The sequence below is a fragment of the Neisseria perflava genome (genome assembly GCF_019334725.1).
GTDB lineage: Bacteria > Pseudomonadota > Gammaproteobacteria > Burkholderiales > Neisseriaceae > Neisseria > Neisseria subflava_A.
Window position 1 is genome coordinate 805,636 of sequence record NZ_CP079818.1, and the last position, 12,437, is coordinate 818,072.

Sequence of the window (12,437 nt, forward strand, 5' to 3'; positions counted from 1 at the left end):
CGGCCTTTTTATCAAAGGCCGCCTGAAACCATTTGCCGTCAAATATTATCAACGCTTTGTCCTGTCAATGCGCGTTGGATGTTGCGGTTCATGCGTTTGGCGGCGAAGTTGTCGGTGCTGTGGCTGAGCTTGGTGACGGCGGCACGGATGTCTTCGGCTTTGCCGTCTTTCAGACGGCCTTGCAAGTTGGCGATGTCTTGTTGAATCTGTTGCAATTCTTCGGCTTCCAACAAATCTCTGTCTAACTCAAGGGCTGCGTTGACAGCGTCGGTTAAGCTTTCGGCTTCGACTACGGCTTCGGCGCGTGCGCGTGCGGCCATGTCTTCGGCAGCGTTGCTCATGCTGTCTTTGAGCATTTGGGTAATGGTGCCGTCGTCCAAGCCGTAGGAAGGTTTGACTTCGATTTGCGCCTGTACGCCGGTGCTTTGTTCTTGTGCGGAAACGGACAGCAAACCGTCGGCATCAACTTGGAAGGTCACGCGGATACGCGCTGCGCCTGCTGCCATGGGCGGAATACCGCGCAGGGTAAATTTGGCAAGGCTGCGGCAGTCGGAAACGAGTTCGCGCTCGCCTTGAACGACGTGTATCGTCATGGCAGTTTGACCGTCTTTGAAAGTGGTAAAGTCCTGCGCACGCGCGGTAGGAATGGTAGAGTTGCGAGGAATGATTTTCTCGGCAAGACCGCCGTAGGTTTCCAGACCAAGCGATAAAGGTGTAACGTCAAGCAGTAGCCATTCGCCGTCGGTTTTGTTGCCGGCAAGGACGTTTGCTTGTATGGCGGCACCGAGTGCAACCACTTCGTCAGGATTGAGGTTGTTCAGCGGGGTTTGGCCAAAGAATGTGGCAACTGCTTGTTGAACGTGCAACATGCGGGTAGAGCCGCCAACCATAATCACGCCTTTGACATCTGCCTTGGTTACGCCTGCGTCTTTCAAAGCCTGTTTGACGGGCTCGATGGTTTTTTGTACCAGATTTTGGGTCAGATTGTGAAACTCTTGGCGGGTAATGACGGTATGAACTTTATGGCCGTCTGAAAGTGTGGTTTCGATGACGGCTTCGGTTTGAGTGGTCAGTTTTTCTTTGGCGGTACGGACAAGGGAAAGCAGAAGTTGGCTGTCTTGTTCGTTGAGTTTGGAAAGGTCGTTTTGTTCGAGCAGGTAGCAGAACAAACGATGGTCGAAGTCATCGCCGCCCAATGCGCTGTTGCCGCCGGTGGCTTTAACTTCAAACAATCCTTTGGTCAGTTGCAATACTGATACGTCGAATGTACCACCGCCCAGGTCGTAAACGACAAACGTGCCTTCTGAAGCGTTGTCCAGTCCGTAGGCGATTGCGGCGGCGGTCGGCTCGTTGAGGAGGCGCAATACATTCAAGCCTGCCAAGCGTGCGGCATCTTTGGTGGCTTGACGTTGGGCATCGTCGAAATAGGCAGGTACGGTAATGACGGCACCGACCAAATCGCCGCCTAATGTTTCTTCGGCACGCGATTTAAGGGCTTTGAGGATTTCAGCCGATACTTCGATAGGCGTTTTTGCACCTTGACGGGTGTTTAACTCGACCACGCGCTCATTGGGTGTAAATCGATAGGGCAGGTATTGCGCCTCTTGTGCGAGGTCGGTAAGGGTGCGGCCGATCAGGCGTTTGGCGGAGCTGACTGTATTTAGCGGATCGGTTTTTTGGGCAGAAAGGGCGTTTTTGCCGACTTCAACTTCGCCATCCAAATAACGGACAACCGAAGGCAGGGTGGCGCGGCCGTCTGAATCAGGCAGGCAGACTGCGCTGCCGCTGCGGACTGTGGCAACCAAGCTGTTGGTTGTGCCTAAATCAATGCCTACGGCGAGGCGGTGTTGATGGGGGGCGGCGGACATGCCGGGTTCTGAAATCTGCAAAAGAGCCATGATTGTGTGCCTTCTGATGCTGTATTTATTAGGATGGGGCAGATTTTAGCAGATTTTTGGCAGATAGTTGAGTGGTTTGCTAGGAAATAACCATAAGGCCTATTGTTGTTTTTTAATTGAAAAGAAAGTGGATTTTGAATCCGGACTTGTATTTTTTAAGAAATGCGGATAAAATTCAGCCTCTTTGCCTTGCCTTTTACTTCGCATGGTGAAAGGCTGTTTTTAATCATCCATAAGGAGATAACATGCGTCATTACGAGATCGTGTTTATCGTTCATCCTGATCAAAGCGAGCAAGTGCCTGCTATGGTTGAGCGTTACAAAACCATGATTACTGAAGCCAGCGGTAAAATCCACCGTTTGGAAGACTGGGGCCGTCGTCAATTGGCTTACCCAATCAACAAAATCCACAAAGCACATTATGTTTTGATGAATATCGAAACTACTCCTGAAGTGGTTGAAGAGCTGGAAACTGCTTTCCGCTTCAATGATGCCGTACTGCGTCACCTGACCATCAAAACAAAACACGCTGTAACTGAAGCTTCTCCAATGTTGGGCGGCGAAAAAGCAAAAAATTTGCTGAACGGTGCAGCTGAAGAAGTTGCAGCAGCCGAATAAGATTGAACAATCTGATTAAGCTTACCGCCCGTATCTTACAGGTTCAGCCTTTGAGATACACGCCGGCAGGAATTCCTGTTTTAGATGTTGTGTTACAACATGAATCTTGGCAGGAAGAAAACGGACAGAAATGTCTGGTCAAATTTGAAATTCCCGCGCGGATTTTAGGTAAGCAGGCTGAGGAATGGCAGTATCGGCAAGATGCTATCATCGAGTCGGAAGGATTTTTGGCGCAACGCAGCCAACGCTTCCCCAAGCCGGTACTACGCATACAGAACATTAAAGAATATAAAGGTTAAACGACAATGGCTCGTCAATCATTCAAACGTAGAAAATTCTGCCGCTTTACGGCTGAAAAAATCCAAGAAGTTGATTACAAACAAGTTGATTTGTTGAAAGACTTCATCTCTGAAAACGGCAAAATCATCCCTGCCCGCATTACTGGTACTAAAGCACACTACCAACGTCAGTTGGCTACTGCTGTGAAACGTGCCCGTTTCCTGGCTCTGTTGCCTTACACCGATCAACACAAATAATTTTGGAGTTTAAATCATGCAAATTATTCTGTTAGAAAAAATCGGCGGTCTGGGTAACTTGGGTGACATCGTAACCGTTAAAAACGGTTACGCACGCAACTTCCTGATCCCTGCCGGTAAAGCAAAACGTGCAACCGAAGCCAACATGAAAGAATTCGAAGCACGCCGCGCTGAATTGGAAGCCAAACAAGCTGAAATCTTGGCTGATGCTAAAGCACGTCAAGAAAAACTGGAAGGCCAAACCATTACTGTTGCTCAAAAAGCCGGTGTTGATGGTCGTCTGTTCGGCTCTGTTACCAATGCTGACATCGCTGAAGCAATTGTTGCTGCCGGTATCCAAGCTGCTAAAGCAAACGTACGTCTGCCTAACGGCCCATTGAAAGCTGTTGGCGAATACGAAGTTGAAGTGGCTCTGCACACTGACGCTGTTGCTAAAATTACCGTTGCTGTTGTTGCAGCCGCTGAGTAATTGATTCATTCAAGGCCGTCTGAAAATCAAGGGTTTCCTTGGATTTCAGACGGCCTTGTCTATGTGCTTGAGTCGAAGCAAATAGGTACCGAGTTTCTATATTTTTTGGCTGATTAAAAAGATGGCAGTTGGCATAGAGAGATGATGTGTTGGACGAATATTCTTTCGTATTCGGATTTATCATAGTATTTAATAAAGAGATTATTTATGAATAAAATCAAAATCTTTGGGATGGGTCTGGCTGCTTTGGCTCTAGCTTCATGTAGTACCCCGCAAAAGCCTGCTGTCGATACAGCGAAACCTGTTGAGCCTGTTTCTTCTGCAAAACGCCCTGTATTTGATGCAGCGGCTGAATCTGTTGCCAGCAGCGGTTTTAATGAGAACGTCAATGTTCAGCAGTTTATCCAATATGAAGTAAAAAACCGCCGTTTCAGTGCGGAAGAGTTGCGCAATTTCTTTAATGGCGTGGTGTATAAAGGCAACATTATTACCATTATGTACCGCCCAAGCACTTCGCGTCCTTGGTATGAATTCCGCACCGGTAACTCTGGTGCAGCCAAATTTAACGGCGGCAGACAATTCTATGCGGCAAACCGTGCCGTAATCGATGATGTGGCACGCAAATACGGCGTACCTGCCGAATTGATTGTGGCGATTCTCGGTATCGAAACCAATTACGGCAAAAATACGGGTAGCTTCCGCGTTGCCGATGCCTTGAGTACATTGGCCTTTGATTATCCACGCCGTGCCGAGTTCTTCCAAAACGAGTTGAGCGAACTTTTGCAGATGGCAAAAGAAGAAAAAGAAAATATCTTTGACTTCAAAGGCAGCTATGCCGGTGCGATGGGTATGCCGCAATTTATGCCTTCAAGCTACCGTAAATGGGCGGTGGACTATGATGGTGATGGTCATCGCGATATTTGGAATAATGTCGGCGATGTGGCGGCTTCTGTCGCCAATTATATGAAACAGCATGGCTGGCAGACCGGCGGTAAGATGGTTGTGCCGGTAAGTCTGACGATTACTCCGCACTTGCAGGCGATTATCGATGAGAAAACTGCCTTGACGCGCACTGTCGCAGATTTCAAAGCTTTGGGTGTCGTGCCTCAAGCTGCTGTTGCGGATAATGAAAAGGCTGTATTGTATGCTTTGGAAACCAGCCCGGGCGTATTTGAATACTATTTGGGCCTGAATAACTTCTACACTGTATGGCAATACAACCACAGCCGCATGTATGTAACAGCGGTACGCGATATTGCGAATGCAATCAATAACAATGGCCTGTAAGCCATAAGAAAACCACCCATTTGGGTGGTTTTTAAGTATTTGGGGCTTTTACAGAACATTTTAAGCCATCAGTTTGATTTTCATGGCGTAACGTTTTTTGCTGTGCCCTGAAACAAACTGTCCGCCTTTTGCAGGGGATAAAAACGCATTGCCTTCTGCGGTTGGTTCTGCACAAGTATATTGGCCGTTTCTATCGCTCCAGAGGGCATACACAGGCAGATTGTGGGTGCGGATATCCAGTTTCAAGCCGTTAAATGCAACGTGTGCATCCTGGTCGGAGGAAACAAATTCGGTATGGGAGATATAGTCGGCATCGTATGGCGCGCCGTTGAAATCAAATTGTGTACCTGCGGCGGTAAAGTAGGGGTGGAATCCCGGAGACGTGCGGACGGGCGATTCGCCGTAATTGCAGACAGTTAGGATGGCGATGGCTTCATTTTCGTTAGGCAGACTGTAATCAAGCAACCATTCGACGTGTTCATAGCCTTTTTCTGTGCTGATTAATTTCAAGCCGATATCCGATTCATTTTGATGGCGGATTTCCCAGTCTGAAGTTCTGCCGAAACCATGTTGAGCTAGATGATTTTTGCTGTCCGGTCCGAATTGGGGTAAGCAGACGTGCATGCCGCCGCGTAATTTTGTATCATCGCCCACGTGGACGCTGGTTTTCGGAAACAAGACTTCCCGTCCTTTTAGAATCAGGGAGTCAATATATCCGCCCATTGTATTGACTTGCATAGTGGCTGATTGGTTGCGTAGTATGATTTCAGGCATAATGATTTTAGCTTCAAATTGTTTATCATTTGTGTGGCATTCTAACATTGCGATGACATGCTGTCGCTGCCAGCTTGATAGAAAATCCTTAATAAAAATCAAAAAAATGCTAGAATATATGCCATTTTCTGAGGCCGTCTGAAGAGCGGATAATTCTTTTCAGACGGCCTTCCGATTTATTTCCCGTAGAGAAACAACATGGCTTATCAAGTTCTTGCACGAAAATGGCGTCCGAAAACCTTTGCCGATTTGGTCGGTCAGGAACACGTCGTCAAAGCCCTGCGCAACGCGCTGGACGAAGGCCGTCTGCACCATGCCTATCTGCTGACAGGGACGCGCGGTGTGGGCAAGACCACGATTGCCAGGATTTTGGCCAAGAGCTTGAACTGCGAAAATGCCGTGCATGGCGAGCCGTGCGGTCAGTGTGAAAGCTGTACGCAAATCGACAGCGGCCGTTATGTGGACTTATTGGAAATCGACGCGGCATCGAATACCGGCATCGATAATATCCGCGAAGTATTGGAAAATGCGCAATACGCACCGACTGCGGGTAAATACAAAGTCTATATCATCGACGAAGTGCATATGCTTTCCAAAAGCGCGTTCAATGCCATGCTGAAGACTTTGGAAGAACCGCCTGAACACGTTAAATTCATTTTGGCGACCACCGATCCGCATAAAGTCCCCATTACCGTATTGAGCCGCTGTTTGCAGTTTGTTTTGCGCAACATGACAACCCAACAGGTTGCCGAGCATTTGGCACATGTCTTGGACCGTGAAAACGTTCCTTATCAGCCGCAGGCTTTGCAGCTTTTGGGACGTGCCGCCGCCGGTTCGATGCGCGATGCGTTGAGCCTTTTGGATCAGGCGATTGCCATGGGTTCGGGTAAAGTTGCCGAACAAGATGTCCGCCAGATGATCGGAGCGGTCGATAAACAATATTTGTTTGAATTGCTTGAAGGAATCATCAATCAAAACGGTGAGGCCTTGCTGGAAAAGGCTCAGGAAATGTCCGCCAGAGCGATTGGTTTTGACAGCGCCTTGGCAGAATTGGCTATGTTGTTGCAACGTTTGGCTTTGATTCAAACCATTCCTTCTGCCTTGGCAAATGACGACCCTGAGCGTGAAACTTTGCTGCGATTAAGTCAGGCTTTGAGTGGCGAGCAGGTTCAGCTTTATTATCAATGTGCTATTCATGGTAAACAGGATTTGCCGCTGGCTCCGGACGAGTATGCCGGTTTTGTCATGACGCTTTTGCGCATACTTGCATTTGCGCCGTTGGCTGCTTCGGGTTGCGATACGCAAAGTCAGATTGAACACACGGATTTGCATTCCGACCATCAGAAAGCTGAGGCCGAAAAAAAGCCTTTTCAGCTGCCGAAATCTGAACCGATAGCAGCACCGGTGGTTGAGAAAGAGGCTGTTCCGACCAAACAGGATATCGTTGAAAGGCCGTCTGAAGAAACTATTCAGTCTGCTCAACAACAGACGGATGTACCGCCTTGGGAAGACATGCCGAGCCAAGTATCGGCTGAGCCGCCTCAAATTCAAGCGGCGCAGAAGCAAGAAGCTGCGGAGCCATTGCCTGTTGCAAAAGTTCAGACGGCCCCTGAGCTGGAAGAATATCCGCACATGGATGAGGAAATTCCGCCTCCGTATTTTGATGAAGCATATACATATGAAGATTCGCATCATGCTGATGTGATGGAAGTACCACAGCCGGTTGTGTCTGAAGAAGAGGAGGGAGATGAAGAAGAGCTTCAGTTCGCTCCTTTGCCTGAGTTTAAAACTGAGAATTGGCACAGCATTATCGAACGCTTTGCCCGTAAATTAGGCGCGGCGCAGATGTTAGCGCAAAATGCGGCATGGACGAGTTATGATGCGGAAGCAGGTTTAATCATGCTGTCGTTGACGGATGAGGCCAAAGCTACTGCCAATAAAGAGCGCTTGGACAAAATCTGCCAGACGTTGAGCGAGGCTTACCATCTTGGCAATTTAAGGCTGCAAACTGAGCCTTGGCAGGATGATAAAGGCTGGGAAACGCCGGTGATGCGCCGCAAACGTATTCAAGAAGAAGGGCGGCAGCAGGCGCAAGATTTGCTGGAAGCGGATACAACGGCGCAGAAAATCTTGCAAACCTTTGAAGCGCAATGGCTGCCGGATTCTTTAGAGTTGGCAGGACATTCTTAAAATACTGATATACAAGGCCGTCTGAAAGGCAATAGCGTTTTTCAGACGGCATGAGTGAAACCCATTTATTCAAACCCATAGGAGTAAAACATGTTCGGAAAAGCCGGATTAGGCGGCCTGATGAAACAGGCTCAACAAATGCAGGAAAACATGAAAAAGGCACAAGCCAAGCTGGCTGAAACCGAAGTTGAAGGTGAAGCAGGCAATGGTTTGGTGAAAGTTGTGATGACGTGTTCGCATGTTGTCCGCAAACTTGAAATCAGCCCTGATTTGATTCAAGAAGCCGCTGACGACAAAGAAATGCTGGAAGATTTGGTATTGGCCGCCATTAATGCCGCTTCTGAAAAAGCCGAAGAAACCACCAACAAAACCATGGGTGCATTCACCCAAGGCCTGCCTGCCGGTATGGGCGATTTCTTCCGTTGATTTAAAAATAAATAAAAGGCCGTCTGAAGCCAGATTTGGGTTTCAGACGGCCTTTTTTATTATGAGGACTCATGGGCTTTCTTTGGGAAAGAACAAGCGTTCCTTATTGATGTAAAAAAGCCTGAACAGCAGTTCAGGCTTTTGAAATTTGGCTCCCCGACCTGGGCTCGAACCAGGGACCTGCGGATTAACAGTCCGTCGCTCTACCGACTGAGCTATCGGGGAATGGGGCGTATTATAATGGCTGGAAAAAATGTGTCAATCCATATTTTCAAGAAAATGGTGCAAAATATTTCAAATGTTTGAATGTTAAAAATATTTTGTAATCAAGTTTCACATACTCCCCAGCCGTTTCAGACGGCCTTTAGTATTTGGCGTTAACCAATTTGCCGTTTTGGAATACTTGTTGCTGCATCACCGTGCCGTTGTAAGCGTAAGTGGTTAACGAGCCGTTACTTGGCGTGGCACGGAACTGCATCAGTTGGTTGCGGCTGAGGACGTAGGGGTCCGTGCGTTTTTGGCTGTTGTCGCTGTAAAAGTCTTGCACGACATATTCGTTGTTGCGTTTGCTGATCAGTTGGCGATGGAAACCGCCTTTGACTGCGCTGTTGCTGGGTGTGCCGTGTGCATCAAAATAGGTCACAATTTGTTCTTCTGAGATACGGATGCCGTCTGAATCCGTGCCTTTGGTGGTTTTGGTTTTATCCAAGCCGACAGGAATGTTGATGGATGTACCCAGGCCGACGTGGCGGCCGATGCTGGTGCCGACGCCTAAACCGACGGAAACGCCGGGCGTGCCGACTGTACATGCGCTGAGTGAAGCGGCCAAAAGGGCAGGTAAGAGAACTTTTTTCATAATGTGTATCCTTGTAATAAGAAATGTTTGTAATGTGGGAAGTATAGTATTTTTGCGGGGGGGCTGGTGTTAGTATTGGTAAAAGGGCGCAAGGCCGTCTGAAAAACAAGATAGAAACGAATATATCATTCTGGTGTAGAATGTGCCGAAATAATGATTTAATAAGAATGTGAATGAATAATGAAAACTTTAAAATTTACGAAGATGCACGGTTTGGGCAATGATTTTATGGTGGTCAATGCCATCAATCAGGACTTTGATCCGTTGGCTGCGCCGCTTGCCCAATGGGCAGACCGCTATCGCGGCGTGGGTTTTGATCAGTTTTTGGTAGTGGAGAAGCCTTCTTCTGATGCGGTCGATTTTCGGTACCGCATTTTCAATGCTGATGGTCGGGAAGTAGAGCAGTGCGGCAATGGCGCGCGTTGTTTTGCGCGTTTTGTCGCGGATAAGGGGTTGACGGATAAAACGGAAATTTTGGTTGAAACGACCAAAGGGATTATTGTGCCGAAGCTGTTGGATAACGGTTTGGTTACCGTCAATATGGGTAAACCGCGTTTCATGCCGTCTGAAATTCCGTTTGTGCCTGCACATGGTGAAAATGAAGATGCGCTGACGCATATTGTCTTGGTCGGTTTGGAATCTGTACCGGTAAGCTGTGTGAATATGGGTAATCCGCATGCGGTAATTTTGGTTGATAATGTTGAAACCGCACCGGTGGAGCATTGGGGCGGCGCTATTGAATCGCACGAGCAGTTTCCTGAACGGGTCAATGTCGGCTTTTTGCAGGTTGAAGATGAGTTGTCAGTCCGCCTGCGCGTGTTTGAACGCGGGGTGGGGGAAACTCAGGCTTGCGGCACTGGAGCGTGTGCGGCCGTGGTGGCAGGCGTGCGCAATGGCTTGCTGAAAGCGGGTGCGCCTGTGCGTGTTACTCTGCCTGGGGGCGAACTGTTTATCAGTTGGGAAGAAGGCGGCGATGTGCAAATGACCGGCCCTGCTGAAACCGTTTTTGAAGGCGAGTTGCAGTATTCATGATGGTTTCTTTGGATTTTTGGTTTGCCGTCGCGTATGCTGCGGTATCGTTGGCATTTATTTTTCGCGCACAGCGGTTTCAATGGCTTTGGGCTACGGTGTTGTTGTGGCTGGGGATTTCGGCACTGGGCGCACGCTTGTTGCCTGGAATGTGGGGCTTTACGCATACAGGCCCTTTGTTCATCCCTCATTTTTATCTGACAATCGCCAGTATTTTCTTCTTTATCGATGACTGCAGTAAAACGGAAGACAAAAAGTTTTGGTCGGCAGGCGAATATGCCGGTTTGACCTTATTTGCAGTTTCCAATGTCGTCATGACTTTGGCTTTTGTTTTCTTGGCAGGCGTGGTTTATTTCATCTTGCCGCTGGCAGGCTCGGTTTTTGCATGGGTGGCCTTACTGAAAATTTATGCTTTGAAACCCATTTATTGGTTTGTCTTGCAGGGCGTGTTGATGCTGGTGTTTTATCTGCACCGTGTGGTTGTTTGCAAGCAGTCTGCCTCTCTTTTCAGTATGCGGCAGATGTGGGCAGGCTGGATGGTTGCCGTCGTGATGCAGGCTGTGGTTGCCGTTACATTGATTTTTGAGCGCAGTGGATATTGACCGCGCTTGAACCAAAAGTTATAAAGAAAGAAATTTTCGATATTGGTTTTTTAGACGGCCTGAGTTTAATATGCAGGCTGTATTACATCTAAATCAGGAGCAGGAAATGAAAATTGCAAATAATATTACCGAGCTGATCGGCAACACACCTCTGGTGAAACTGAACCGCCTGACCGAAGGTTTAAAAGCGCAAATCGCCGTTAAACTTGAATTCTTTAATCCAGGCAGCAGCGTGAAAGACCGTATTGCCGAAGCCATGATTGAAGCGGCCGAGCAAGCCGGTAAAATCAATAAAGATACCGTTATCGTCGAGGCAACCAGTGGCAATACCGGTATCGGTTTGGCCATGGTGTGCGCGGCCCGCGGTTATAAATTGGCCATCACCATGCCTGAAAGCATGAGTAAAGAACGCAAAATGCTGCTGCGTGCGTTTGGTGCAGAATTGATTTTGACTCCTGCTGCCGAAGGCATGGCAGGCGCTATTGCCAAAGCCCAATCTTTAGTGGACGAACATCCGGGCACTTATTTCATGCCGCGCCAATTTGATAACGAGGCCAATCCTGAAGTTCACCGCAAAACCACTGCCGAAGAGATTTGGCGCGATACAGACGGTAAAGTAGATATTTTCGTGGCCGGTGTGGGTACTGGCGGCACGATTACCGGCGTGGGCGAAGTGTTGAAAAAATACAAACCCGAAGTTCAAATCGTGGCTGTCGAGCCTGAAGCTTCTCCGGTATTGAGTGGTGGCGAAAAAGGCCCACATCCGATTCAAGGTTTGGGCGCAGGCTTTATCCCCAGCGTTTTGAATACGACTGTTTACGACAGCATTGTCAAAGTACCTAACGAAGCAGCGTTTGAAACTGCACGCGCTATGGCTGAAAAAGAAGGCATTTTGGTAGGTATTTCTTCAGGTGCCGCGGTATGGAGCGCATTGCAACTGGCCAAAAAACCTGAAAACGAAGGCAAGCTGATTGTTGTCTTGTTGCCATCGTATGGCGAACGCTATCTTTCTACGCCTCTGTTTGCCGATTTGGCATAATATAGGATTGTTGTTAAAAGGCCGTTTTCAGACGGCCTTTTTTGCGTATGGGCTTGAGATATCGTATGAAATCTGTTGTAATTCAGTTAATCTGTTTTGAATACCGTTATTCAAAAGTTGGTTTCTTCAACGAATCATGCTTATAATGCGCATTATGAAAAAATACATTCTTCCTATCCTTGCTGTAGCGGCACTTGCCGGTTGTGAATCGATTTATGTTCCGACTTTGAAAGAAGTGCCAGTTCGACCAACCAACGTCAAAAAGCCTAAGGCTGATTCACAAGTTTCAGCTACCGGTTATCATTTGGCTCCTTCGCATTGGGCAGATGTTTCCAAGATTCATGATGAAGCACGTCGCTTGAGTACCCAAGTGAGCCAAGGTAGTCTGACCAAAGTTCAGGCTGCACAATATTTGAACCGCTTCCGTATCCAACAAGTGGGACGCAACTCTGTCGATGACAGTATGTACGAAGTTTATCTGCGTTCTGCCGTTGACAGCCAACGTGGTGAAATTACTACCGAGCAATCCAAACAGTACATCCAAGGTGCTTTGCGCGGTTGGCAACAGCGTTGGAAAAACATGGATACCAAGCCAAGCAATCCTGCGTTTACCAATTTCCTGATGGAAGTTATGGGTATGCAGCCTTTGAAATAAAAAAGTCATAAACTGAGAAGGCCGTCTGAATATTCAGACGGCCTTCTTTTTGTATTTAT

At 48.0% G+C, this 12,437-nt stretch carries 14 protein-coding genes and 1 tRNA gene; 11 read left to right on the top strand and 4 right to left on the bottom strand.

Annotation, left to right across the window (positions count from 1 at the left end; all coding sequences use genetic code 11):
* Nucleotides 1-38: 38 nt before the first annotated feature.
* Nucleotides 39-1,898, bottom strand: coding sequence for a Fe-S protein assembly chaperone HscA (hscA, locus tag LPB400_RS03890; RefSeq protein ID WP_070461315.1), 1,860 nt, complete (start codon nucleotides 1,896-1,898; stop codon nucleotides 39-41).
* A gap of 245 nt (nucleotides 1,899-2,143) precedes the next feature.
* Here hscA and rpsF point away from each other — a divergent pair, with 245 nt between their 5' ends.
* The 5 genes from rpsF (at nucleotide 2,144) to mltB (ending at nucleotide 4,807) form a co-directional block, all read left to right on the top strand.
* Nucleotides 2,144-2,515 carry a 30S ribosomal protein S6 gene (gene rpsF, locus LPB400_RS03895; RefSeq protein ID WP_003686150.1) on the top strand — a complete coding sequence of 124 codons (372 nt, stop codon included), beginning with the start codon at nucleotides 2,144-2,146 and terminating at the stop codon, nucleotides 2,513-2,515.
* The gene (priB, locus tag LPB400_RS03900; RefSeq protein ID WP_191620669.1) at nucleotides 2,512-2,814 is read left to right on the top strand and encodes a primosomal replication protein N; all 303 of its coding nucleotides are present in this window, start codon (nucleotides 2,512-2,514) and stop codon (nucleotides 2,812-2,814) included. Before rpsF ends, priB begins: the two co-directional genes overlap by 4 nt.
* 6 nt (nucleotides 2,815-2,820) lie before the next feature.
* A complete protein-coding gene (gene rpsR, locus LPB400_RS03905; RefSeq protein WP_003678863.1) occupies nucleotides 2,821-3,051 on the top strand; it encodes a 30S ribosomal protein S18 in 231 nt (76 codons plus the stop codon).
* Nucleotides 3,052-3,067: 16 nt separating this feature from the next.
* Entirely contained in the window at nucleotides 3,068-3,520 is a 453-nt protein-coding gene (gene rplI, locus LPB400_RS03910; protein WP_003678862.1) for a 50S ribosomal protein L9, read from the top strand.
* 207 nt (nucleotides 3,521-3,727) lie between these two features.
* Complete coding sequence (mltB, locus tag LPB400_RS03915) at nucleotides 3,728-4,807, top strand: lytic murein transglycosylase B (protein ID WP_070461317.1); 1,080 nt, start codon at nucleotides 3,728-3,730, stop codon at nucleotides 4,805-4,807.
* 60 nt (nucleotides 4,808-4,867) lie between these two features.
* Here mltB and LPB400_RS03920 read toward each other — a convergent pair whose 3' ends face one another.
* On the bottom strand, nucleotides 4,868-5,581 hold the full coding sequence (locus LPB400_RS03920; RefSeq protein ID WP_070461503.1) for an aldose epimerase: 714 nt from the start codon (nucleotides 5,579-5,581) through the stop codon (nucleotides 4,868-4,870).
* A gap of 198 nt (nucleotides 5,582-5,779) precedes the next feature.
* Here LPB400_RS03920 and dnaX point away from each other — a divergent pair, with 198 nt between their 5' ends.
* Nucleotides 5,780-7,771: a DNA polymerase III subunit gamma/tau gene (gene dnaX / locus LPB400_RS03925; RefSeq protein ID WP_107792444.1), complete on the top strand. Its 1,992-nt coding sequence runs from the start codon at nucleotides 5,780-5,782 to the stop codon at nucleotides 7,769-7,771.
* 90 nt (nucleotides 7,772-7,861) lie between these two features.
* On the top strand, nucleotides 7,862-8,197 hold the full coding sequence (locus tag LPB400_RS03930) for a YbaB/EbfC family nucleoid-associated protein (RefSeq protein WP_003678854.1): 336 nt from the start codon (nucleotides 7,862-7,864) through the stop codon (nucleotides 8,195-8,197).
* Nucleotides 8,198-8,346: 149 nt separating this feature from the next.
* On the opposite strand, the gene LPB400_RS03935 is transcribed toward LPB400_RS03930, so the two are convergent.
* Both LPB400_RS03935 and LPB400_RS03940 read right to left on the bottom strand, forming a co-directional pair.
* A tRNA-Asn gene (locus LPB400_RS03935) sits at nucleotides 8,347-8,422 on the bottom strand.
* 139 nt (nucleotides 8,423-8,561) lie between these two features.
* On the bottom strand, nucleotides 8,562-9,053 hold the full coding sequence (locus LPB400_RS03940; protein ID WP_003678851.1) for a hypothetical protein: 492 nt from the start codon (nucleotides 9,051-9,053) through the stop codon (nucleotides 8,562-8,564).
* Nucleotides 9,054-9,233: 180 nt separating this feature from the next.
* Here LPB400_RS03940 and dapF point away from each other — a divergent pair, with 180 nt between their 5' ends.
* The 4 genes from dapF to LPB400_RS03960 all read left to right on the top strand — a co-directional run bounded on the left by dapF (nucleotide 9,234) and on the right by LPB400_RS03960 (nucleotide 12,378).
* On the top strand, nucleotides 9,234-10,085 hold the full coding sequence (gene dapF, locus LPB400_RS03945) for a diaminopimelate epimerase (RefSeq protein ID WP_004519258.1): 852 nt from the start codon (nucleotides 9,234-9,236) through the stop codon (nucleotides 10,083-10,085).
* Nucleotides 10,082-10,684 (top strand): hypothetical protein, encoded by a 603-nt coding sequence (locus tag LPB400_RS03950; protein ID WP_070461321.1) that lies wholly within the window; start codon nucleotides 10,082-10,084, stop codon nucleotides 10,682-10,684. The genes dapF and LPB400_RS03950 overlap by 4 nt, the downstream gene beginning before the upstream one ends.
* Before the next feature lie 106 nt (nucleotides 10,685-10,790).
* Complete coding sequence (gene cysK / locus LPB400_RS03955; protein ID WP_100066632.1) at nucleotides 10,791-11,723, top strand: cysteine synthase A; 933 nt, start codon at nucleotides 10,791-10,793, stop codon at nucleotides 11,721-11,723.
* Nucleotides 11,724-11,877: 154 nt separating this feature from the next.
* Nucleotides 11,878-12,378, top strand: coding sequence for a membrane lipoprotein lipid attachment site-containing protein (locus LPB400_RS03960; RefSeq protein WP_371444493.1), 501 nt, complete (start codon nucleotides 11,878-11,880; stop codon nucleotides 12,376-12,378).
* Nucleotides 12,379-12,437: the final 59 nt, after the last annotated feature.